We start from the raw sequence: 25,063 nt of genomic DNA, 5'->3' as shown, positions 1-25,063 counted from the left end.
GGGATGCGCTAATCAGAGACGCTTACCACCTTTTAGTTAAAGCGTACGGCAGCAAGGGCTTGGCGACCTTGTCTCTTTGGTTGATCAGTAACGGTTATACGGCGCTGACATTCACTAAGATCTTGTTTTACGGTTATTGTGTCGGTCGTTACACAACCATTCAACAGGTTGGTAACTGTCAATGTATAATTACCGGGCACGCTCACAAACTCTTCGGGAGAGGAGGATGAAAAGTCTTCGGGACCTGTCCACGTGAAATCTACATCGGGTGTAGAAGAACTTCCTGTTAAAGTAACCAGGGTTTCGGTGCAGGTAAGTATACCTGAAGCGACAGCCGCCACATCCGCAGGAGCTACTTTGTTTTCTGTCACAGTAAGTGTTATTGTACGAAAGCAACCATTAGCCGGGTTGGTGACCTTCAAAGTATATAAACCTCCTACTGCTACTGACGCACTGGCTGTAGAAGCCGTGAACCCTCCCGGTCCTGTCCAGCTATAACTGACACCTGGCGTAGAGGAATTACCATTGATATTTACTGAAGAAATAAAACAGGTGAGCTGGTCGTTGACGAAAGCAGTAAGACCCGTAGGGAATGATTTGTTTTCCGGCACCGTAACGACATCTGTTGCTGTTGCACCACCGGGGCCAGTAACTGTCAATGTATAGTCACCCGCCACACTTACATTGGCTTGTTGATCACCGGAAGTGAAGCCTTCCGGGCCTGTCCAGCTATAGCTAACGCCGGTACCAGAAGAGCTGCCGGAAATCTGTACCGTATTATTAATACAGGAAAGCGTACCGCTCACAGTAGCCAATGCATCCACCGCAGCCGGGTTGACGCCCGTAACGATCACGTTATCGAAAAAATAAAACTCATCGGTAGCAGTTGCCCTTGCTCTTACAATTACCTGCAGCGTCGTTCCGCTCAGGGAATCCTTTGTAATGGTGCCGTAGAGATTGCTGTTGTTATTGATAGCGCCGCGCTTTTGCCAGATCAACTGTTCAGCACCGCCATCAATTTTATACAGTACGCTGATGTAGTCATAATGTTCGCTGTTGTCATCATCCAGTGAGCCGTTTCCCGTAATGCCGCTGCGTACATCGATGCTTATCTGCACGTCGGTTTTACCGGCAATATCGATGATGCCCGATCTCCAGGTGCCTGTACCGTTTACGGTAATATTGTTTACCCGAAATTCATTACCATAGGTAGCAAATCGTTGTGAAGCCTGCCCCGGGCCGGTATACTGTGTAGTCCAGGGTATAGTACCTGAACCTGCAACGGCGCCATTGAGCAGTGTAAAATTTTCAACCCAGAGGTTTACAGGATTTGTTTTAATAACCACCGGTCGCAGCTTTGCGCCTACTTCCGGTTTAGGGGACTCTGCGAGAGCGTGGTCAAGACTACCTATCAACAGGGATAATGTCAACAGGTATTTGCAGTTGTTAAGTAATGGTTTATTCATGTTCCATTGGATTTAGGCAAGTAAAAAAGCCGGGCAATCGGCATGAATGCTTCATGCCCGGCAGTTGACCCTTTACAAAAAACTTATTTCTTAATCGCTATCAGCTTAATTGTATAGACTTTTTCATTGATCCTCACTACACAGTAATACATGCCCGGTGGCAGCACAGTGGCATCATATGGCAGTTTGTACAACTGACCTGCCTGTGCTTTACCATTGAACAATACTTTATTGCATGTACCTACCGCGCTATAAATCCCTACGTTGACCTGGGCATTTTGTGGCGTTTTGAATTCCACGTTGAGCCTGTTGGTAAACGGATTGGGGTAAGCCCTGTATTCAACCTGTGTCGCCGTACTCATTTTACCCGCAGCTGTTTCAGATTGCGTGGCTGCTGATCTTGCTGCAGTGCCTGCCCGCTGACAACCTGTAAGGTCCTGCAAGACCGTTGTGGTATCGATGGACGAACAGCCATTGTTCAGGTCGAGTACCGTGAGTATGTAATCGCCCGGCGTGTATACAAATTCAACCGGCGAGTTCGATGCAAATCCTTCAGGGCCTGTCCAGCTATAATCGACATCCGCCGTGGTAGATGAACCTTGTATCTCCACTTCGAATATGTCGCAGGTAAGCGGTCCGGTATTGGACACACTGATATCCGGTTTTGTAATGTTCTGCATTACGTTGGCCACCGCATTACCAAAGCAACCATTGGCTGGGTTGGTAACCTTCAACTGGTAAGGACCAGCCACTGATACTGGTGCTATCCGTGTGTTGGCTGTAAATCCGCCCGGACCAGTCCAGCTATAGGTTACGCCCGGTGTTCCGGAGTTACCTGTGATGTTAACTGTTTCCCTAAAGCAGGTCAACAAGTCGGCACTGAAGGCTGTTACACCTGCAGGCGGTGTCTTATCGCTGGTCACTGTTATATTGGCGGTTGTTGTACAACCATTGGCTGGATCAGTGACTGTGAGCACATAAGCACCTGCTGTATTTACAGCAGGATTGGCAATATTCGATGTAAAGGAAGGCCCGGTCCAGCTATAGGTTACGCCAGGCGTAGCAGAATTACCGGTAAGGGTTACATTTTCGAATGTACAGGTTATCTGTGCATTGGCAGGAACAGGTGTGATACTCACACTGGCCGGTGCTGCCATATTCCGCACAATCGTACGTTTCACACTGGCAGTACATCCGCTGGCAGTGCCTGTAGCTGTCATAGTATATTCTCCTTCTACCGTAGCATTGATGACAGAAGTGGTGGCGTGGAAGCCTCCGGGACCTGTCCAGCTGTAATTGACGTTGCCTGAAGCGGCGTTACCGGTAAGTGTTACCTGACTATTCGTACAGGTAATGGCATCAGCATTTGATGGTGCTGTGATCGTAAGACCGGAAGGTGTCGTTCTTCCTTCAACCATAGTGGCTGTTGTGGAAGTAGTACAACCATTCACCGTATCTGTTACCAGCAGGAAATAGTTACCCGCCGCAGTAGCCGTTACGGTAGGGCCAGTGGCAGTAAGACCGCCAGGTCCTGTCCAGCTATACTTTACAGTTGTAGCAGTAGAACCTGCTGTTATTACAATACTTGGATTGGTACAGCTAAGCAATGCAGTAATCGGGTTTGTGGATGCTCCCGGGAATGTTCTGTTCACATGAACAACATAGGAAGCTGTATCTCTACAACCGCTTACCGGATGTTGGGCCACTACTGTGTATTCGCCCGGATTGAATATCGTGATGCCAGGACCATTGGCAATATAACCATTGGGGCCTGTCCAGGTATATTGTGTACCTGCGGTTGAAGAGCTGGCAAAAATAATTACATGGTTTACATTACAAGTCAGGGTATCTGTACTGGTTGAACGTGTAATTGTGAGGTTAGCTGGTGGCAGGTACTCGCGCACTACGTTAACAGTGGCTGTACCTGTACAACTTCCACTGGCCACCGTAAGGGTATACGCACCAGGTTCTGTTACATTGGCATTTTGTGTAGATGCCGTGAATCCGCCTGGGCCTGTCCAGCTATACGTTACGCCCGGAGCAGTTGAACTACCCAACAAGGTAACGGAAGTAGTGGTACAGGTCAATGTATCACTTACTGTGGCGCTGGCATTGAGGCCACTGCCTGATTCGCCGGTCACCAGCATGTTATCGAAGTAGTAGAACTCATCATTACCGGTGGCTCTTGCACGCACAACGATGCGGAGGTTGTTTCCGCTCAATGCGCTGATGCTAACCGGCGTCAGTGTTGAACTATGACTGTTCACAGCCGCTTTCTTCTCATAGAACAGTACCTCAGCTCCATTATTGAGCTTATAGTATAAACGAATGTAGTCTGCATATTCACCCGTTTCATTCATCACAGCGCTTCCAGTGATAGAACTTCTCACGCCGGCAGAGATGGTGACATTGGTTTTGCCTGCAATGTTGATGCTGCCGGATGTCCATACCGCTTCTCCTGTAGTACCGGTATTGCTAACGCGGAACTGATTGCCGTTGGTAGCGGCAACAGCACCCGACGGCGCTTGCACCGACCATGGCGTTGCATCTGTATCAACGTTGATGCCATTTACCGGGAATGCTTCCTGCCAGATGTTACCGGCCACCAGGCTTGTGCTTACCAATGCTGTATCTGTGGCCGTACAATTGGTTGAAGGATCAGTTACTGTCAATTGGTAAATGCCCGCCACTGAAACTGATGGGCTTTGCAGTGTGGACGCAAATCCACCCGGACCTGACCAATTATAATTCAGGCCGGCGGTTGCCGAAGTACCTGTCAGGGTTACTGCGGGGTTACTACAATTAATAGTACCGTTCGCTGCAGCTATTACCGACAGCGTGTTTTGATCGGAACCGGACACTGTTACATTATCAAAATGATAGAACTCATCATTGCCAGTGGCCCTGGCGCGCACAATGATGCGCAAGCTGCTGCCACTCAATGAGCCTACCGATAAATTCGTCAATGTGGTACTATGGCTATTGATCACGCCACGTCTTTCACTAAACTGCACAATAGCACCGTTATCCAATTGATAATAGAAACGTATGTAATCTGCAAATTCACCGGTCTCGTTCATGACCGCACTGCCAGTAATAGAACTTCTTACACCGGCTGTAATGCTCACGTTTGCTTTACCGGCAATATTAATATTGCCGGATGTCCACACGGCCTCATTAGTGGTACCAACATTGCTAAATCTGAGCTGATTGCTATTTACAGCAGCCGTAGCTCCGGATGGTATCTGCACTGTCCAGGCAGTAGTTCCATTGTCTGAAGTAGTGCCGTTGGAAAGGGTGAAATCTTCTACCCACAAATTACCAGCAACGCCATAAGCAGGTGTTACCTGCACCGACTGCGTGGATGTACATCCATTGGCCGGGTTGGTAGCTGTAACCGTATAGGTGCCCGCAGCAGTAACTGAAGGGTTTCTCACTGTACTGGCAAAGCTGTTGGGACCAGTCCAGCTATAAGTGGCCGTAGTCAATGCCGAGTTGGCATTGATAACAATACTACTAAAGCAGGCAAGGCTGCCGCCGCTGGCTGTAACACCAGGCGCAGTTTTGTTTTCCGTAACTGTTACAGGCAAAGTAGCCGAACAGCCATCGGTGAAATTGGCTGTTACAATGTATTGACCTCCCACACTTACCGAAGGATTTTGTGCAGAAGACGTAAAACTGTTTGGCCCTGTCCACGACCAGGAAGAAACTGCACTGGTGGCAGTGGCCTGCAACTGGGCATTGGACGTACAGGTTGCTACTCCATTTACTGAAACAGCCAGCGGTGCCGTGCCCGTATTGTATCCGGTGAGTTTTACATTATCGAGATAGTATCGCTCGGTACTGTTGGAATTTCTCAACCGCACAATGATCTGCAGGCTGGAACCATTCAATACCGACGAAGTCACTGTATCATAAGCAGTACCGGTGGTGGTACCTTTCAATCCATTGATATCACTGAAGAGCAAAGTTTCTGCTCCGCCATTCAGCTTATAGTAAACCCTGATGTAATCATCGTCTTCAAATGCATCGCTCGATCCAGCCGTGCCGCTGCGCAGGTTCAATGAAAACACCACATTGCTTTTGGAGGAAATATTGATAACATCCGATTTCCATACGCCTTCATTGGCAGCATTAAAGGAAGCCATCAGCTCATTATTCTGCACAGAGAATGTTCCGGCTGCTGTATTTTCCAGCGTCCAGGCTGTTGTACCTGCATCTGAAGTAGTACCGTTGGCAAATGTAAAGTCTTCGAGCCAGAATGTGCCGGGGGCAACACTGCCACCAGCCGTTACCTGCACCTGACGTGATGCAGTGCAACCATTCGCCGGATTGGTAACGACGACCGTGTATGTTCCTGCCGTGGTGACCACCGGATTTTGCTGGGTGCTGGAGAAGCCTGGACCTGTCCACGCATATTGCGCATTGGCTACCGGTGAGGTAGCGTTGATCGTAACGCTGCTGGCGCATCCAAGTGAAGCGCCTGTAGCCGTAACATCGGGTTGCGTTTTATTTGAGGTAATGGTAATGCTGGCTGAGCCTGAACCCGTGCTACTGGTGGCTACTACATTGTAAGTACCTGCCACTGTAATCACCGGATTCTGAGAGGTAGAAGTAAAACTACTGGGGCCTGTCCAGCTATATGTAACGCCTGAAGCAGATGAACTGGCGCTCAGTGTCAATGAAGCATTGGCACAGGTAAGCACGCCATTATTACCTGCTGAGACCGATACCGGTATACCGCCTGCACAAGGACCATGCTCTTTAAACACCCGATAATCTTCGATATAATACTTGGAGGTTTGTGAGCCTCCGTTGTTGTAGTTGTAAATCCTGACAACAAATTGTACGTTGTTGCCATTGAGTAAAGGGGAGACAAAATCAATGGTGCCGAAATTGCCCGTACGCTGATCGAGCAATATTTCAGCACCTCCGTTGATCTTATAATAGACTTTCACATACTCTGAACTATTCATATCTCCTTCCGAAGTGATCTTGGTGGCGATCTGGAAATCGGTATAGCCTGCCACTGAAAATACTTTGGAATACCACACGCCCTCTCCTCCCAGTTCCTGTGCATGAAATCGATTGGACTTCACCCAGAATATTGCTCCGGAAGCTACGTTGGCTGAGTTGATGAACCAGCCGGTAGTACCGTTGTTGACGGTAGTACCATCAGACAAGCCCGAGAAATTGGCTGCCACGATGGGACAATCCGGCGAAAATGCCGACAATCGATTACCAAATAAACAAAACAGGAGCAGTAAGGGTATAACTCGCTTATACCATTTGAGGAGAGGTACTTTCATACGGTGTTATTTTAGGTGGTAAGGAATACCAGGAGCAATGATGCTCCTGGTATTCTTATTGGGTCATAGTGCTATTTTGCTGGCAACAGATGTGTGTTCCTCCCTGACTTATTGTTTTATCAGGTGCAGGGATTGATTAATAGTGCTGAAGTCTGTAACACGAACGTAGTAGAGGCCTTTGGCCAAATGGCCAACCGGCAGCACCAGGTTGTGCCCGCCTTTGTCCAGCTGCGCGGCTTTGTGGTATTGCACGCGACCCATCAAATCGATGATGGTAATGGACAGGCGGTTTTTGGAGGTAAGATTAATGTAGAGATTGGCCTGTTCCTTACTGGTAACTGATGGCCTCAACGCTATATGGAGATTGGTTAACGGGTTATTTGGCTGTACCGGCCTGCCCGTGATGGGCAGTATCGAAGAATGGCTGGCCACACTGAATTGTGTAAGTACACTAAATGCATTGGCGCCTCTCGTATATGGACCGGAACCGCTGGCAGCCGCTGTGCTGCTGGCCTGCACGATATTGGATCCATCTGAACGTATCACTTCTGTTATCGTACGATCGAACTGCGACAGTTCTTCAGGACCGGCCCACCTCAGCTCCAAAGCAATATTGCTTCCACCAGGTGTAGCTTCCGACACCTGCCAGGTTCGATCGATGCTTGATTGGAAAGCAACGCCGGGAATGACCTGATCGTTTACTGCAATGGTGAAATGATCAGCAGTCCCTGTGTTGGTAAGCAGCAACGGATTGTAAGCTGCCGGTGTAGCACCTACAGGATATAACACGCTTCCGTCGGCACCATCTACCTGCTCGATGCGTAAGCCTCCAAGACCTGTATTACCTGTTCCACTATTGCCATTACCGGTAACGATCCAACTCGTGACTGCACCGTTGAAGGTTGCACCACTTATCGGATTGCTGCCGGTTTTCATGGTGAGGATGTTATTGTCTGTTACCAGTTTGGCTGTGCCACCCAGTACCAGGTTATGACTGATGTCGATATTGCTTGTCATGTACTTGTTACCACTACCATTGATCTCCAGCGAGCCATGGGCAGCAGGTAGTATTGGTTGATCACCAGCAGCTGTGTATGCCACTGTGCCTTCTATATTAAAAGGACCACTCATGGAGGTTGTACCGCCACTGATGGTAAGTTTGGCATTGTTTTCAATATGCAGCGCACGGGAGTAACCTATATTACCACTGATGGTAGGCATACGCGGCGCCCAGTTGGGGATCAACACATCGGTAGTGCTGGTAGGTATACCTCCACACCAGTTGGTGGCCGTATGCCAGTCGGTATTGGTGGTTCCTCTCCAGGTGCCATCGGCCAGTACCCGCAGGATCGCTTCGTTGGAATAGATTGTTCCACAGGTGCCTGTTATAGATAAACGGAAGCGGTGTCCATTCATAGACAGGAGGACATTGCTGGTAAAACTCAACAGGCTGGTCGTACTGGTGGTGGCTGTAGACGAACCAAACGGTAACCAGTTCACTCCATTGGAGCCATTGTCCGTTTCCCATTGATAGGTCACCGGCTGGCTACCACCTGACATCGTAACCCTGAATGCATTATTGATCATTGTATTGGCGCACGCAAACGTATCACGCGGATGTGTATTGATCGCAAGCGAATTGTATACGTTTAATGTAACGAGTGATGAATTAGTAGCGCATCCAAACGCATCGGTAGCTGTTACTATGAATCTATGATTGTTCATAGTTGTTGTGGTACCCGTAACTGTTAAACTATTGGTAGATGTACCGCTATAGGTAGCATTATCGGTCAAAGTCGTTGACGGGCTGGGAGACTGTCGCGTCCACTGATAGGTAAGTGCAAGCGGACTGGACACCACCGAGGTAAAGGTAGCGTTGCTGCCTGTACAGACAGCAAGGGGCGTTGTAGGCTGTGTACTGAACACTGGTTGAAATACATGCAACGTATCGAGCCCACTGGTAGCCTGGCAATTGGTAACTGTATTGGTAGCGACATAACGATACAGGTTTCTATCGAAAGAAAGACCAGGAGTAGTGATGGTCAACATACTTGTTGTCGCACCGCCATAGGGAGCTCCATCAACAATGTTGCTCCAGTTGCTTCCGTGATCGGTACTCACCTGCCACTGATAGTCAAGCCCTGAAAAGAACTGTGCAGATATACTACCTCCACCGTTGGCACAGATGGATACCGACGTGTTGCCGGTTTTGACCGTCGGCGCCGCCGTTGCACTTACTGTCAGCAAGGCCGCATTGGACGGAGTAGTACCTGAGTTATCTGTTACCTCGCAACGATACTGATAGTTGTTCATAGCGGGGGTGGCCACGAGTACTGATAAGCTGGCTGTATTTACGTTGGAATAAGTACTTCCACTGGCTACCGGATTCCAGGCTCCCCCACCATTCGTACTTACATACCATTGGTAGGTTAACGTGCCTGTACCATTGGCTACCACTGAAAAGGTGGCAGTACCGTTTGCACAAGCGGTGCGCGGCAAAGGATGTTGTGAAAAAGAGACTACAGGCGTAGCAGCAGCACCAAGTGCCGTAGTCAATAATATGGAAATGAGAAGAACCGTGTGGGTGATTGTCTGTGGCGTGCGGTTATAGCACACCTGTTGAATGGAATGGGTAAAGTTTTTCATACGATCCGGGATAATTTTATTGGATAGTAACCGTGATACTGATTACACAGGAGATTGACTAATGAGGATAGGACTTGAACAATTGACTTAACACAAACCTAAATAAAGTTACTGCTTGCTTCAAGCGAATCCAGATATATATAATATCTCCATCCACACAAAGCACACAATGTGTGGTATATGTCTTTTTAGACAGTTATCATTTTCGCATATGTGTAAATGGGGTGTCAGCAAGCTAAAATGCTTTACTGCAAATCATTACAGCGAAATTGTAAGGGTTACTATTTACGTAACACTGTGAGTAATTATTCGACCCTGAATGAACATTGTTAGCGTATGAATGCCTGTTAGAAGATATCTAATCCAACGGTGAAGCCTGACCAAACTTCGAAGTCATCATCCTTCATGGAACGTATATTGCTTTTGTAGCCGTCGAATTTGGTTTTCTGCTCTGAGTAATAAACAGACATCGATGGTCCGGCATATAGGGAGAAGTGCTTGCTTAGCTTATAATGTAAATGTACTTCGGCCCGGTTGAGGGAATTGTAATACTCCCAGGAACCAAGGTAAACCTGCTGTGTAGTGATCTCTGCATTTACTCTCCACTTATTATTTATGTAATATTCTTTTCCCAGACCATATCCGAATGTGTATGCTTTCTTGTCTTTGGTAGGCTCTACGCCAGCCATCAGGATACTATATAATTTTGAATTGCCCGTTTTGAAGGCTGCGTTAAAAGGGAATACTTCGTTGCCATAGAAGGCCAGTTTATGGTAGCCTTTAAAAATGATATTGATCAGGCCAATGCTGTAGCCATCGGAGGTATCGGCAATGTTGATCAATCCAATCTGCACGCCCTTGAGTTTTTTAGTATAGTTAATAATCCCCGCGATCTGCGCTCCGTTCGTTTCCTGGAAGTTTACGTTGAGTATACCTGCAATCTGCGCTCCGTTAAGATCGCGGCGGTTTACGTTGAGTATACCGGCTATCTGCGCGCCTTTGGTGTTGCTGTTGCCGAAGTTGCCTATGCCAGCGGCCTGCAATCCATTCATGCTACCTCCCACATGGTTATAGATACCACTCACCTGGGCACCAATAAACTGACGGTTCACAAAGTTGGAGATACCCGCTGCCTGAAATCCGGTCACACTATCAACCACTGTATTATGTATACCTGCCAGTTGCACGCCGTCTACCTGTCCTCCCACTATGTTGACCAGGCCAGCCGCCTGTACCCATCGCACATCTTTGTTGTCTATGTTGAACCAGCCAGCCAGCTCAACGCCATTAACCCCACCAGAATAACCGCCCCATACGTTCAACGACACGTTATTGATGACCTGGCTGTTGAGGCGTCCGTTGGTACTTAAGCCAGGTAATAATGAAAGCTGATAGGGTCGCGCCGTAAGGAACTTCTGCAAGTTAATGGCCTGCACTTTTTGCCAGGTCGTCAGCAACCATTTACCTACAGCTGTTTTTCCTACCATGGCAGAGTCGGCTTTTTGATAGGTATATATCCAGTGTGTGCTGTCTGCTTTGCGCACGGCTATAACTATGGAATCGGGCGCATTGAATGTATAGGGTGTGATCGTAATCGTCTTATCGGAATTTTGGACCGGTATAATGGCGATGGAAACGCGCTGGTTGTATTTAGGTTCTATTACAATGGTCGTGTCCTCATACAATGATTTACTTACTGTGAGTGCTGCTTTGCTGTAGCGGCTTTTCAGCTTTAGCCTGAAAAACCCCTGCCCATCGGAAATGGCAGAGGCTAATTGATTCTTCTCGTAAATACTGGCATTGCTGACTGTTTCGCCCGTCTGATCATCCAATATATAGCCGGTTACATAATATACCTTCTCCTCACTGGCCGTTCGTTCCGTGACCATCGAGATCCTGATAGGCGTTCTGCGCAGGATAATGTAGTTGCCGCTTTCCTTGAACTCATACCCTTCAGGAAATAAAGCTTCCATTACCTGCTTTACCGTTTTATTGTAAACATTCAACGTAACCAGACTATCCCTTTTAATGATATTACTGTTGTAAGAGAAGTAGAAGTTGCCCTTGTTGCTCAATATCTCCAACACCTGGTCCAGTTGCTGGCGGTTTACCTGAAAGCTCACTGTTCTGTTCAGAACATTTTGTGCCAACGCTCCTGAAGAAATCAATAAAATAACTGCCAGTAAGGTGGCCCTTACCAATCCTGCTTCGTGTTTCATAGCTAATGTCTGTGAGTATATCTATTTCAATATGATTCGGGAATTATTGGGGGTAACGGTAAGCTCAAGTGTTTGAGCAACAAGTTCCAGTACTTTATCAAGCGATTCGTTATTATAGGTAGCGGTGAGGGGTAGATTCCGCTTCTCTTTCGATTCGATAACGATATGAGCATCGTATGCTTCATTGAGCACTTCTACCAGTTTCCATAAAGGTGTATTGTCACATACAAATACTTTATCGCGGTAGTAGCTGTAGAGTTGATCGGTTACTCCTTCTTTGGTCAGTGAATCAGCGCTACCGCCTGTCACTACTTTTTGCTTAGGCGTCAATGCAATTGTTTGCCGGCCATTGCTCACCTGTACTGATCCCGTCTCTACGATCACTTCTGTTTTACCATTGATCGTTTTAATATTGAAAGAAGTTCCTGTAACAGTCACGGTAAGGCCATTCACATGCACTACAAATGGTTTGTTCTTGTTGTGTGCTACTTTGAAGAATGCTTCACCATCCAGCTCAACTGCTCTTTCTTTTTTATTGTAAGCTTTTTCGTAGCTAATCGATGAGTGCTTATTGAGGGTGATCACGGAACCATCGGGCAGCGTATCTGCCACACTGGTATTCGTAGTAGCCAGTATGATGGCTTTAGCATCCTTGTCTTTCACAGACAGGAAATAGATCATGGCCAGGATACCCGCTGTAGCCACCAGCGTTGCAGCCACGCGCCAGGCACTTATGCGTTGGCCCATGGAACGCACCCTGCCTGTTTCACTGGTATTGCCTGTCTTCACCCTGTTCTGGAAACGCTGCCAGGCATCTTCTTCGCTGACAGTACTTTGTGCGGCCAGTTCCCGGCTGCTGTCCCAGATCAGTTTGAAGTGATCGAAGTACCGCTGGTTGCCGGGCGTTTCCGCTATCCAGGCTTCCACCTGCCTGTCCTCCCCGGGTGTTGTTTCCCGGAGCAGGTATTTCACCAGCAGGTCATCACTCATATGGTATATATGGTCTCTCAAACTTTTCTGGTTTACAGGTTTAATAGGGATAGGATCACAAAGGGTAAAAAGTCTATCAGTTTCAGGCGCATCAGCTTTAAGGCTTTGCCCATCTGGTTCTCTACTGTTTTGATGGAAAGGCCGAGGCGGTCGGCTATTTCCTGGTACTTCAGTTCCTCAAACCGGCTCATCTGAAAGATGGTACGGCATTGCTCCGGCAGCTCTTGCAGGGCTGTCCGCAGGCGACCTTCCAGTTCGCCCAGCAATATTTTCTTTTCTGCATTATCTGTTTGTTCATTCATGCGCGCTGTAGCATAGGACTGGTAGGCGGTTTTCACCTTCTGGTGCTTGATGTAATTCAGGCTTTCATGGTATACAGCGCGATAGAGGTAGGCAGTGAGGGAAGTTTGGATGGAGAGATGGGATTTACGTTCCCATATTTTATAAAATACGTTTTGTACCATTTCTTCGGCCATCACATCATCTTTCACAATGGTACAGGCATAGGCGTGCAGGCTCTTAAAGTGTGATTTAAAAACATCCTCAAAAACAGTGGCGCCGCTTTCAGTTCGTGACTGAATGCTGCCCGTATCATTAACTCCCATTCGAACGGTTTGATATCTGCCTCCAAATATAGCTGCTGCTTCTGTCAATTGCGCTTTATTATATGACAACCGGCAGGTGGTTTACCCCTACGGCGACCTATAAATATTCAAAGTGCAGACATTAATGACTGATCTGCTGCATCTGGAGATTCACGTATTCCAAGTAGCGTTCGCGGGCAATAATGGAGGCAACAAGATGATCATGGGAGGTAGTTGCCTCAGGTGCAATGTCATATGCTTTTGCAGTAAGTGTTATGGTAGGATCGTTGTTGGCGCGCACGAAATAGATGGTATCCATTTCGGTCATGCCCGTTTTGTAGTACTTATAGAAGGACTCATGTTCTGAGAAGAATCGTGTAGCCAGGTGTAGTTCGTTTTGCCAGAACTTGTAAATGTCATGTTGATCGTCGTCATCAGGAATGAACAGGGCTGCTTTGTAGACGAGGGCATAGTACTCTATGAGGCCGGTAAATTGGGGTTTGACTGTTTTAAAGAACCATGCTTCTTCTGATTCGCTGGTAAACTTGTAGTTGTGGAGGATGGTTTGCAGTTTTTTCCAGTTCATCTCACAGGTCCTGAAGGCGCATTCGATCTGTTCTTTTTCAATGGGATGTTGCTGTTTGCAATACTCCATTTCAAGCAACATCTGCTCATACAGGCGTTTGCATTGCTCTCTCATAGAATGTCCGGGTTTAAGGGTATAACGAGGGGTTTAAAAAAAAGCAGGGAAAGTAAAAACAATCCCTGGTTAACCAAAAGGTCACATGAGAAAATCTACTATTTGAAACAAAGTTTACTGTCAGTTCTTTATGTTCTTCTCCCCCGGTTTGCCCGTGTCCCATCCCGGTGCGACCGGGATAAGGACAAAGCGGACATTGACATATAAGAAGAAACAAAACCCACTTGGAAATTCCTGCGATTGTTGTTTACTCATGAAGGAGCACTTCAGTAGGATACAAGCCAATCGAGGAAGTCTTTTACTGGTTACTGAACACAGGTGGAGGCAAAAAAAAGCTCACCTGCTGATAAGCCAGGTGAGCCATGAAAATATTTTACAATTGCGGATAGCAATGTTTTTCAAAGCTGTACACAGACTTATCTACCTCCGCTTTTTCGAGCGGAGCAGGAATTGGCACCTTCATCTCCGCATCATGCACAATTTCTGTACAGCATGAAACAAAAGAAGGGTTGCCAAGGCGTCATCGGGCCCGTTTTCCCTCAGCCTTTCTTGATAAGCAACACATAAAAGAACGAGGCAAATATATACAATCCATCCGTGTATTCAGAAAGTAGTAGTCAATTATTTTGCTAACGGGTGTGGAAAAGCCAAATTATGCGAAAATCTACGCCACAAAATTGTCATAATTGCCATATGTCAAATGCGTAGCTCTTACATGTTACGTGTGTGGAAGACCGGCATCGAGGTTATCAGCGCTCTGCGACTGCATTTTGAACTGCGAAGGGGTGAGTCCTGTAAACTTCTTGAAGGCTTTATTGAATGACACTTTGTTGTTGAAACCAGTATCGAGGGCAATTGATTCGATCTTGCTGTCATCACCGGAAGCCAGCAGGCGTTGTGCTTCTTCTATCCGTAGTTTATTGACGAAATCGGGGAAACTAATACCCATGCGTTCATTGAGCACTTGTGATAAGTGATGAACAGAAGTGCTAAGCTTGTCTGCCACCTCTTTCTGCTTCAGATCACGCTGCAGGTAAAACTTTTCTGTTTCTACCAGTTGCTGTAATTGTCTACTGATTTGCTTGGCAGTTTCTTCATCAAGGCTGGAGAACTTATACTTTTCGGCAGGTTCGACCGGCATGGCCATAAACACGGGCGCCACCTGGTGGGCGTATTGAACATTGAGGTAGGCAATGGTATAAATGCCGATGGTGGTAAGTAGCTTCACCAATACCGATACATACAGGGATACCACAAAGGGAATAAAATAGTAAAGAGCAAAGCCAGCTATTTGCACCACCGAGTAAGCAGCAAAGAACAGGAGAAGGTACCGTAGATACCGTTTCGTTTTCTGGCTTCGCTGGCCAACGGTTCCCATAGAAGCGTACAAGCGGTATTTATAATAACACAACACTGTGATGGCCACCATATAGCCAAGTCCCAGCCATCCAATGTTGCTATAGGTTTCGCCTGTTCGTCTGTCGGCGATATAATATAAACCGATCAGCACCACAAAAAATGCAGCAGGTATCCAATAGAACCAAAATCCCGGAGGGCGTGGCGGCAACCCAAAGCAGGCGCGCAGGTACATCAACAGGCAATTGGCGCCTACCGTACCTAATAGCCAGCCTGCTACTACGCCGGGATATAAAGGATGAAAATAAATGGCCTTAGTATAGGTAGCGATATAATAGAACAGGCTCAATGAAAACATTATCACCAACCACGCCAGCAGATTGTTCTGAATGCGATTGCTCTTGTGCCGCCACAAAACAATCGACAGTATTACGCCCTGCGCGCCTGCCATCAGGAAAAGCAATTTGAGAAAGTCTGGCAAAATAAACATCGAGTCGGTCATACCCCTGATTCTAATACTACCTTGTAATATTTTACCCGGCAATATTAGAAAGAATGACCTGAATGTGCTGTTGCTACAAAGTTATTTTTAACCGGTCCTGTAAAAGGTACCCGGGCTGCTATTCACCCAGCCAGGTTTTAAAACTATTCACCCGCTCCCGGCTGATCACGATGCTTTCTGTGGCGCCCGGTTCTATTTCCACTTTCAGCTTGCCATTGAACCACACCAATATTTTGGTGATGGCCGCATGGCTCACCATGTATTTCCTGCTTGCGCGGAAAAACAAAGCTGGCGAAATCATCTCCTCGATCTCCGTAATGGTAAAGGATAACATATACTCCTTATTATCATGGGTCCGGGCAAAGCAGAGCTTGTCTTTTGAATAGAAGTACCGGATATCGCTCACTGGCACGGGGATGAACTGGTGTCCTCTTCTTACGAGGAAACGGTTGCGATATTCCGGCTCTTGCTTCTTTTCTGTTCCCAGCAATTGCAACAGCTCCTGCAATTGAGTGGTCAGGTTCATGGAGGTTAAAGAGGGTTCTTTACGGGAAGCAAAGGCTTGTGTAGTTGATCCTTCAGTATGCCGGAATGACATTTTCCGCATGGCTTGCTCACTTGCTCTTGTTGTTATCACGTTGCTCATGGCTTGATTTTTTGACCCTTCAAAGTTCTTTCATCGCGCCATCAATCGCTTTTTTGCCCGCGTAAAAGGTGTAAACCATTATAATCATTCACGCGAAAGATGCCTTTCGGGCCGGCATTTCTTCAATACGTCCGAAATTCTAATGGTAATTGGGTAGTACCCGAGAGTGACAAAATGGCTCTGATATCCACCTAAAAAAAGAGCAGGTGGTAGAAACCACCTGCGAGTCACATGAGAAAAATTCTGTTACCGCAACTTTGTAGACACTCCGGGAATAAGTTGCGATAGCCAAACCAAACTCTGCTAACATTCCCGGAGAAGTAGTTACCCGTTCTGGTCGGTGCCCGGGTTTAATGTCTTATTAGAATCGAATTCTTTTTGGGGAATCTTCAGGATAAATCGATTGTCATTGGCCGGGATGTTGAACCGGTAGGCAGCCGGGTGGTTACCGGTTCTGATGAGTGGCAACTGCCGGCGCTTGGCATCGAGATAGTCAAAGCCCAGCTCTCCATAAAACTCTTTCCTTCTCTCCAGGAGTATCTCGGTGACCAATGTCGCTCCTGTATTCCCTGAAGCCGCTGCCGCAGGGTCACGGTTCTTTTGGACAGTCAGTAATATAGTGCCGGCATCGGCTTCCGCCAGCTCGGCTTTTGCTTCTGCTTCGATCAGGTACATTTCTGCCACCCGCATCATGGGCAAGGCTTCGTTGAACCAGGTTTCTTTCAAAGGCACGACATCGCCATTGATCAGTTGTATTTCATCGGCCGAAGGGCTGCCAAACTTGTTGGTAGAAAACCTTTGTGCACTGGTAGGGTTACTACTGGTGAGGTAGAATGTGTTGCGCACATCTGTATTGGAAAAAGCAGCTACCAATGTGGAGTTCACAAACAGGTTATCATATCCATTCCCTGTCTTTTCAAAAAATGAGCTGGGGGTACCATAGTACAGTGATTGTCCGCCAATGTCGGAAGCCTGCGGAAAACCCCAGATCACTTCTGATGATGCAAGATCACCAAAGCCATTGCTGTAGGAAGGAGCATCGAGCGTATACCCTACCCTTGCTTTCTGCGCAGCATTCTTCGCATCGGCCCAGCGTCTTTGCTCCAGGTATATCCGGGCAGCCATGCCCCAGGCTACATTGATATTGACATCGCTCTTAAGCAGTCTGCCGGTGCCCAGATTCAAGGTAGCAAATTCTATATCTGCATTAATCTGGTCATACACCTGCTTGATCGTACCGCGTGGCTTTCCTTCATTCTCAATACTCGTAGGTTCTGTGTATAAAGGTACGCCCGGTGCATTGGGATCCCTGGCAATGGTGTGCTGGAACTCACGGATGATCTCGAAATACAACCAGGCACGCAAAGCCCTTGCTTCTGCTTCCAGTACTTTTTTATCTGCTGCCGAAATGCTGGTACTCAGGGTCACTCCTTCTATAAGCGTGTTAACCTGGTTCACATGTTCGTAAAAAAATCCCCACGTGAAAATGGTGCGGCGATAAGCCGGTTCACGGTTCTCGTGACGGTAATCGAATTGATAATTTCCACCAGGATTCACTATATCAGTTCCTTTGTTGATGCGAGCCAGGTTAACGGAATTATATCCCCATGTATCAGTAAGCCCGCCCGCTGTATTGTCAAGGTTGGACCACTGCCTGCGCATGTTGCGGTAAATACCAGTGAAATAGGAACGTACGCCATTGACTGATTTAAAAACGTCGACATCAGAGACAGCATCGGTAGGTTTGGGATCGGTAATGAAATCTTTTTTACAACCCACACCGGCTATACTTACGATCGCCAGTAGTATAAAGAGTTGTTGTATATTATATCGTTTCATGATCATTGTGTTTAAGCGTTCTTTAGAAATTAAGTTCCAATCCTGCTGAAATGATCTTGAATACAGATGATTGCGGCCGCGATGTTCCGTCTACATCTGTTTCGGGATCGGCACCTTTCTTTAGTCTGCTCCAGGTACCGATGTTGTCGGCCTGTACATAGAACCGTGCATTCTTTATGACCTTACGGTTCTTGTCGGGATTGAAGGTGAAGCCAAGTGTGATGTTGCGCAGGCGTACATAGTCGCCATCATATAGGAATCGGGTTGAACGCTGGTTGATATCGGTGTTGTTTACATCGAGACGAGGTACATTGGTGATATCTCCTGCTTTTTGCCACCGGTTGAGAACATCTGTATGCAGCTGATCTCCAAAGCTGGCGGTGAAGCCATGCATTAAACCTCCATATTCGGCATCATATGTCTTTCCACCAAAAGCGAAGTTGAGCAACACGCTAAGGTCAAAATGTTTGTAGTTAAAAGTGTTGGTCCAGCCGCCTGTTACCTTGGGTAAAGCGCTTCCTACATAATACCGCGTCGCATCTGCATAGGTATTGACGGTTATTTTTTTACCGGTGGGGTTACCAGAACCATCCTTTTCGTCGGCATACCATAGCGGGTCTCCTGTTGCGGGGTCTACACCAGCCCATTCAGGCATAAAGAAGTCGAAGAATGACCTGCCCACCTCACGCTGGTAAGCACCGGCCAGCAATTTTTCCTGTGGCAGCTTGGTAATCTTGTTCTTTACAAAGGAAGCATTGATGATAGAGTTCCACTCGAAGTTCTTCTTGCTGATGGCGCGCGCATTGATGCTGAACTCTACACCTGAGTTGATAACCGTGCCTATATTATCATCCACTGATGGGATGCCACCGGAAAATACCAGTGGTCTGTTGAACAGCAGGTCGATGGACTCCTTCCTGAAATAATCCACGCTACCCGTGATCCTGTTCTTCCAGATGGCGAAATCTACTCCAATGTCCAGGTTTCCTTGTTTTTCCCAGCGGATAGCAGGATTGCCCAACTGGTCGAGATAGATACCGGGGTTGTTCAGGTTGTCATAACCACCGCTGAACGTGCTGAGGTAAGGGAAATAACTGGTCAACCGGTTGTTGCCCACTTCTCCATAAGATGCACGGAACTTCAGGAAGTTGACGAAGGTTACCTGCTTCATGAATTCTTCGTCACTCAGCAACCAGGACACACCTATCGCCGGGAAGAAGCCCCATTGGTTGCCTTCTGCAAAACGGGATGATCCATCCCAACGTACGGTCACTTCTGCAAAATACTTTCCTTTGTAATCATACTTCAGACGACCGAGATAACTGTTGATGGTTTCAGTGGTAGTACCGCTGGATAATGCTTCTGTAGTGGCAGCAACTCCCAATTCTGTAAGGCCGGAGAATGGGAAAGCCACCTTCTGGCCAGAGAGTGTTTTAAACTCATATTTATACGCTTCAGTGCTGGCCATCACATCGATGTTGTGATCGCCAAAAGCGTGTGTATAGTTCAGCATGTTGTTCCAGGTCCAGGATGTAGTGATATCATTCTGGCGCTGCGAGCGGCCACCTACGTTCTGGCCGTTACCGAAGTCGGGGGTTTCATAGCTCAACGTTTCGAAGAAGTATTTATCGATACCAAAGCTGCTCCTGAACTTAAATCCTTTGGCCAGCTTGATATCTGCATACGTATTCAGGTTGGTGAGGTAGCGTTTGCGTGATTCTGTGTTCACCAAAGTGGTAGCTACCAGGTTGGAAGGCTGCAGCGAATTTCTGTTTACATTCACTGTCCTTGTAGCATCCGGGTTGCCGAAATCATAGATCGGGTTGCCGTCTGCATCCAGCAATTCTTCGCCATTCTCTCCGCGCTTGTACACAGGATAGATGGACGACATGGTTCGAATGTATTGTATGGTGTTCTCGAAGTTGGTGCCTGCCTGATCAGGATAATTCTGACTGGAGAATACAAAGGAAGTACGTGCGCCTAACTCCAGCCAGTCATTCAGGTTGCTGGTATAGTTGAAACGTGCGTTGATACGATCGAACTTGGAAGTCTTTACATATCCTTCCTGTGAAAGATAGCCGGTTGAAAAGAAGTAGCGCGACTGATCGCCTCCACCGGAAACGGAAAGGTTCACATCACGGCGCAGGGCATTGGTGCGGGTGAGCTCTTTGGTCCAGTCGGTATTCCACAACAGGTTGGTGCCGGGTACCAGCTTCCCATCTGTACCTACCGGCTTGGTAATGCCAAATGGATTGTACTTGATCTCCGATACAAGATCATCGGTAGCTACCTGTGTAGGATTGGCTATACCTGCATCGATATTCAGGTTGCGCAACGCTTCCCAGCCCAGCTCAAACATTTGCTGTGAGTTTACAAAGCTGTACTCAGGCAGTGCGCGGGAGGCTAATCCAAATGTAGAACTGAGTGTGATAGAAGGTGCTGCTCCTTTCTTACCGCGTTTTGTATTGATGAGGATAACGCCTGCGGCTGCGCGGCTGCCATACAGGGCGGTGGCTGTACCATCTTTTAGTACCGAGAAGTTTTCAATGTCGTTGGGGTTGATCATGTTCAGGTTGCCATCGAAGGGAATACCGTCCAATACCAATAATGGTTCGGCACTGGCATTCAGCGAGGCGATACCGCGAATGCGTATCTGCGGATTGTCACCGGGCTGACCGGAATTGTTGACAACCATCACACCAGCGGCGGTTCCCTGTAAGGCCTGGCCTACAGATGTTACCTGTTGTCTTTTAATAGCGCGTTCGTCTACTACAGCTACCGAGCCGGTAACTTCTCTTTTTCGTTGGGTGCCGTAGGCCACCACCACTACTTCATCAAGTTTTTTCTCTTCTGTGGTGAGGCTTACATTCATAGTGTTGCTTCTGCCAATAGATACTTCCTGTACTGCATACCCAACATACGTGAAGACCAATGTCCGGGCTGTACCGGGCACGCTAAGCGAAAAGTCGCCATTGTCATTTGTTTGGGTGCCTGTGGAAGATCCTTTGATCGTAATTGAAACGCCCGAGAGGGCCATATCATTTTTGTCAGTGACTTTGCCGGTTACCGTTCTGGTTTGTGCCCACGCACTGCCAGTTATTAGTAACAACCATATGGCAATAAGAAAAGATTGTCTCATACAGTTAGCTTTTGTTTCAAAGCTATCCTGTTGAAGGCAAGAGCTGAAGAGCTATTACATACTCTACTAACGGGCTTGATAAGATGATAACGATCAATGTAAACCGCTGATGTATAAAACTGCCTGCCTGTTGATGATGATGCGAATGATGAATGGTAATTATTGAATACTTGTTGTCACAATATCTATTATAAATAAAGCAGCAGACAATTATAGTGCCTGCGTTTACTCGACAACTTGATGTGCTGACATTATCATGAACATAAATATAAGCTGGTTAATTACTTAGACAGTGACACTATTATCTTAATTATCTTGTATACATTTTTTGTACTATATAAATGGAAAATAGTGTTGACTACCGGTAAAGCAGCCTTCAAAGTGCATCCTATTCTTGCAACAGATACAAAAAAAGAGCGGGTGGTAGAAACCACCCGCGAGTCACATGAGAAAAATTCTATTACCGCAACTGTTTTGTAGTGATCCAGGGATGAGTTGCGATAGGCATATACCGAAATCCCCGGAGTTCGTTTACGTGTCGGCCTTTTGACGGACGACTTTCGAATGATGTAATGGTTGTTTGTGCAAAATATCCAGCAACATTTCAAACAGGTCTGCATCACGGTAATTGTACCGGAACTCTGTTTCTTTTACATGGAGGTACAAGGTGTTGCCATTAAGCCCCCTGAATTTTACCAACCGGGCTTTCAGCATTCCCCAGAACAGATCGATCTCATCAATGTGTGAACGGCCTTTGGCTGTTCCGTTCATGCCACCATTGAGGCGCAACAAACGTACATTGTTGAAGTCTGCAATTCCATTGTAAACATGTAAATGGTGCTTCTGTAAAAGCGCATCATCAGCTTCGACTCTTCCCTTAACCCAGTCGTACAACCAACTGGAGTCAACGCAGGACATCTTGTCTGTGTAAATACGCTCATCCCTTTTAAAAAGGCCGTAGAAGGCTTTTTTTCCTGCATGTCCATTTGTTTCCACAGCATGGTCGAGACCATTTTCCATGGGAAGGAATGCAATGTTACCGTTCTGGTAACGGAGGGGATTTTTCTCTTCGCAAAACCTGGCTATGTGTGTGCGAATGAGCTTAAAATAGGCATTCACCGTGATCCGGCTTATTCCGGAGATGTTAGCTATTTGCGTAGCGGTGAGGTCTTCGCAAAATAGTTTCAATAGCTCCCGCACTTTCCGCTCGGAAAGGTGGGCGCCTTTAAGGTATTTGTTTTTCATGGCGCTAGCTGGGTGTTAAGTACGATACTCTACGTAAATAAGACAATTTTTATTATAACCAGTTTGTTAAAATATTACAAGCGGTATATGGTGGGGATGTATGCATTAATTGGCTCATTTACTTATCATGAATAACCAACTGAATGGGTAGAATAAGGTTTTGATAAGAGCAGCAAAATAGGACTAAAACGTGCTAAAACAACAGCAGCCTGCTTATGGCAGCTTTTACTTTTTCAGGATTAGGCAGTGCAGCTTGTTCGAGCTGCTGGTTCATAGGTATGGCCGGGATATATATTGTACCCAATATTTCTACAGGTGCATCAAGGCTGCGAAAGCAGTGGCGGGATATACGCCCAGCCAGTGCTTCAGCGAATGAGTTGTATTGTTGTTCTTCCGTCAACACAAGGCATTTGCCGTGTTTTTCAACGGTGCTGTACACGAGCTCTTCATCCAATGGGTATAAAGTACGCAAATCAACGATCTCCACTTGTCCGGGAAAATGTGTTGCTGCAGCCTTTGCCCAATACACGCCCATTCCATAAGTAATGACGCAACAGGATTCTCCTTGTTTCACGGATCGATCGTCTGCGTACAACACGACATTCCCTTTTCCCAAAGGCAATACGTAATCACGGGAGGGCTCGGTTGTTTTGGCGTCATCGGTGCCAGGCACTTTGCTCCAGTAAAGTCCTTTGTGCTCCAGCATTACCACCGGATTGGGGTCCAGGAAGGCTGCCTTCATTAGCCCTTTCATATCGGCTGCGCTGGAAGGATAGGCTACTTTGAGGCCTTTTATGGACAATAGTGTAGTCTCTACACTACCGCTATGATAAGGACCACCACCACCATAAGCACCGATCGGTACCCGGATAACGGTTTGCACCGGATATTTTCCGCAACTTAAGTAGCAGGATTTGGATATCTCTGTTACCAGTTGATTAAATCCCGGGTATATATAGTCAGCAAACTGTACTTCGACAATGGGTTTGAGCCCCACGGCGCTCATACCCACAGTAGAACCTATGATGTAAGCTTCCTGGATGGCGGTATTGAATACGCGGTGGTCGCCAAACTGCTCGGCCAGGGTAGCCGCCTCCCGGAATACGCCACCGAGGCGCCGGCCTACGTCCTGCCCGTATAAGATAGCTTCGGGATGGTCTTCCATGATCTCGCGAATAGCGAACAGGGCCGCATCTACCATTACGATCTTGTTGGAAGTCGTTCCGCTCCTGTTGCCCTTTTCCGCGGTAACCGGCGTGGGCACAAACACAAAATCTCCTACGGTAGCTGTATCTGGCTCCGGAGCCTGCGCCGCCTGCTGAAACTGTTCGGCCACGGCAGCAGCAGCCTCCTGTTCTATTTGAAGGAGTTGTGCTTCTGTTATACCTTTTTCTTTAAGGTGTTGCCTGAGTTTGGGAACCGGATCGTTGGCGAGGTGCTTTTCCCAATCTTCCGCCGTGCGGTAAAACTCTTTGCGCACGCCGCTGGTATGATGCCCCAGCAGTGGCACTTTTGCCTGTACGAGGTAGGGGGTACGATGCTGCCGTACATATTGCACCACACGGCGCATGGTATCATAGCTCTCTTCGAAATTACTGCCATCGATACGCACTCTTTCCATGCCGGGGAATCCCGCTGCATAATCATAAGCGTCCATCATACGGGCTTCTTCGGCGCTCACACTGATACCCCAGCTGTTGTCCTGAACCAGGTAAATGACAGGCAGTTTTTTCAATATCGCAAACTGGAAAGCCTCGCTCACCTCCCCTTCTGTTACGCTGGCATCGCCCAACGAACAGATGACCGCCGGCAGTTCTCCGCTAGGTCCTTTTTTCAGATTCGGCGACTGGGTGGCTTCCAGGTATTGTATTCCCTGTGCGATACCTGTGGTCGGGATCACCTGCATGCCTGTGGCGCTGCTCTGGTGAATGATACCCGGTTTATCGGCCCCGCGGTAATTGGGGTGTGAATAATACTCTCGCCCCCCTGTAAAGGGGTCGCCAGCTTTGGCCAGCAGCTGCAACATCAGTTGATAAGGGGTAAAACCCAAGCCAAGCAAAATGCTTTCATCACGGTAGTAAGGACTTACAAAGTCGCAGGGTAATAATTGAAAAGCGGCGGCCAGCTGGATGGCCTCATGACCACGGGAAGTGGAATGCACATATTTACAAACTGTCCGGTTGGCCTCGTAGGTCTGCGCCATTTGGCCGGCAGTACACATCAATCGATAAGCCTTCAGCAAGATATCTGGATGGATCATAACAAGCAACTGTATTATAAATAGCCAATAAACTGCGCAAAAATATAAAAGTTGAACAACTGTTAGTAAGTATTTCAGGGACTTACCCAGACTCTTTGGGTCTCACTCATTAAAAAATGTGTTGCTTTTTGCTGTGACAGCTGGCTATACACGAAAAAAGCC

13 protein-coding genes and 1 riboswitch are annotated in these 25,063 nt (G+C 47.3%); all 13 genes read right to left on the bottom strand.

Features of this window, described 5'->3' with window-relative positions:
• Positions 1–32: 32 nt before the first annotated feature.
• Positions 33–1,466 carry a hypothetical protein gene (locus tag AC5JBY_RS10825; RefSeq protein ID WP_495904599.1) on the bottom strand — a complete coding sequence of 478 codons (1,434 nt, stop codon included), beginning with the start codon at positions 1,464–1,466 and terminating at the stop codon, positions 33–35.
• An 83-nt stretch (positions 1,467–1,549) separates the two neighbouring features.
• Positions 1,550–6,775, bottom strand: coding sequence for a T9SS type A sorting domain-containing protein (locus tag AC5JBY_RS10820; protein WP_495904598.1), 5,226 nt, complete (start codon positions 6,773–6,775; stop codon positions 1,550–1,552).
• Between the two features lie 108 nt (positions 6,776–6,883).
• Positions 6,884–9,421 (bottom strand): DUF8693 domain-containing protein, encoded by a 2,538-nt coding sequence (locus tag AC5JBY_RS10815; protein WP_495904597.1) that lies wholly within the window; start codon positions 9,419–9,421, stop codon positions 6,884–6,886.
• A 347-nt stretch (positions 9,422–9,768) separates the two neighbouring features.
• Positions 9,769–11,640: an STN and carboxypeptidase regulatory-like domain-containing protein gene (locus tag AC5JBY_RS10810; RefSeq protein ID WP_495904596.1), complete on the bottom strand. Its 1,872-nt coding sequence runs from the start codon at positions 11,638–11,640 to the stop codon at positions 9,769–9,771.
• Between the two features lie 21 nt (positions 11,641–11,661).
• Entirely contained in the window at positions 11,662–12,651 is a 990-nt protein-coding gene (locus AC5JBY_RS10805; RefSeq protein WP_495904595.1) for a FecR domain-containing protein, read from the bottom strand.
• A gap of 11 nt (positions 12,652–12,662) precedes the next feature.
• Positions 12,663–13,235, bottom strand: a complete 573-nt coding sequence (locus AC5JBY_RS10800) for an RNA polymerase sigma-70 factor (RefSeq protein WP_495904594.1) — start codon at positions 13,233–13,235, stop codon at positions 12,663–12,665.
• Positions 13,236–13,356: 121 nt separating this feature from the next.
• The gene (locus AC5JBY_RS10795) at positions 13,357–13,914 is read right to left on the bottom strand and encodes an RteC domain-containing protein (RefSeq protein WP_495904593.1); all 558 of its coding nucleotides are present in this window, start codon (positions 13,912–13,914) and stop codon (positions 13,357–13,359) included.
• Positions 13,915–14,327: 413 nt separating this feature from the next.
• Positions 14,328–14,473: riboswitch (SAM riboswitch) on the bottom strand.
• A gap of 159 nt (positions 14,474–14,632) precedes the next feature.
• Positions 14,633–15,772, bottom strand: coding sequence for a helix-turn-helix domain-containing protein (locus AC5JBY_RS10790; protein WP_495904592.1), 1,140 nt, complete (start codon positions 15,770–15,772; stop codon positions 14,633–14,635).
• Between the two features lie 118 nt (positions 15,773–15,890).
• Positions 15,891–16,418, bottom strand: a complete 528-nt coding sequence (locus AC5JBY_RS10785; RefSeq protein WP_495904591.1) for a LytR/AlgR family response regulator transcription factor — start codon at positions 16,416–16,418, stop codon at positions 15,891–15,893.
• Between the two features lie 324 nt (positions 16,419–16,742).
• A complete protein-coding gene (locus tag AC5JBY_RS10780; protein WP_495904590.1) occupies positions 16,743–18,257 on the bottom strand; it encodes a RagB/SusD family nutrient uptake outer membrane protein in 1,515 nt (504 codons plus the stop codon).
• Between the two features lie 22 nt (positions 18,258–18,279).
• Complete coding sequence (locus AC5JBY_RS10775; RefSeq protein WP_495904589.1) at positions 18,280–21,396, bottom strand: SusC/RagA family TonB-linked outer membrane protein; 3,117 nt, start codon at positions 21,394–21,396, stop codon at positions 18,280–18,282.
• A gap of 531 nt (positions 21,397–21,927) precedes the next feature.
• Positions 21,928–22,641: a hypothetical protein gene (locus tag AC5JBY_RS10770; protein ID WP_495904588.1), complete on the bottom strand. Its 714-nt coding sequence runs from the start codon at positions 22,639–22,641 to the stop codon at positions 21,928–21,930.
• Between the two features lie 193 nt (positions 22,642–22,834).
• On the bottom strand, positions 22,835–24,901 hold the full coding sequence (locus AC5JBY_RS10765) for an alpha-ketoacid dehydrogenase subunit alpha/beta (RefSeq protein WP_495904587.1): 2,067 nt from the start codon (positions 24,899–24,901) through the stop codon (positions 22,835–22,837).
• Positions 24,902–25,063 lie beyond the last annotated feature (162 nt).

This window comes from Paraflavitalea sp. (genome assembly GCF_059502485.1).
Note: the sequence above shows the minus strand (reverse complement) of the source record. Positions and strands in the feature narration are given on the sequence as shown.

Coding starts and splice junctions, on each gene's coding strand:
- AC5JBY_RS10825 (WP_495904599.1), bottom strand. CDS start 1,466: ATGAATAAACCATTACTTAACAACTGCAAATACCTGTTGACATTATCC.
- AC5JBY_RS10820 (WP_495904598.1), bottom strand. CDS start 6,775: ATGAAAGTACCTCTCCTCAAATGGTATAAGCGAGTTATACCCTTACTG.
- AC5JBY_RS10815 (WP_495904597.1), bottom strand. CDS start 9,421: ATGAAAAACTTTACCCATTCCATTCAACAGGTGTGCTATAACCGCACG.
- AC5JBY_RS10810 (WP_495904596.1), bottom strand. CDS start 11,640: ATGAAACACGAAGCAGGATTGGTAAGGGCCACCTTACTGGCAGTTATT.
- AC5JBY_RS10800 (WP_495904594.1), bottom strand. CDS start 13,235: ATGGGAGTTAATGATACGGGCAGCATTCAGTCACGAACTGAAAGCGGC.
- AC5JBY_RS10795 (WP_495904593.1), bottom strand. CDS start 13,914: ATGAGAGAGCAATGCAAACGCCTGTATGAGCAGATGTTGCTTGAAATG.
- AC5JBY_RS10790 (WP_495904592.1), bottom strand. CDS start 15,772: ATGACCGACTCGATGTTTATTTTGCCAGACTTTCTCAAATTGCTTTTC.
- AC5JBY_RS10785 (WP_495904591.1), bottom strand. CDS start 16,418: ATGAGCAACGTGATAACAACAAGAGCAAGTGAGCAAGCCATGCGGAAA.
- AC5JBY_RS10780 (WP_495904590.1), bottom strand. CDS start 18,257: ATGAAACGATATAATATACAACAACTCTTTATACTACTGGCGATCGTA.
- AC5JBY_RS10775 (WP_495904589.1), bottom strand. CDS start 21,396: ATGAGACAATCTTTTCTTATTGCCATATGGTTGTTACTAATAACTGGC.
- AC5JBY_RS10770 (WP_495904588.1), bottom strand. CDS start 22,641: ATGAAAAACAAATACCTTAAAGGCGCCCACCTTTCCGAGCGGAAAGTG.
- AC5JBY_RS10765 (WP_495904587.1), bottom strand. CDS start 24,901: ATGATCCATCCAGATATCTTGCTGAAGGCTTATCGATTGATGTGTACT.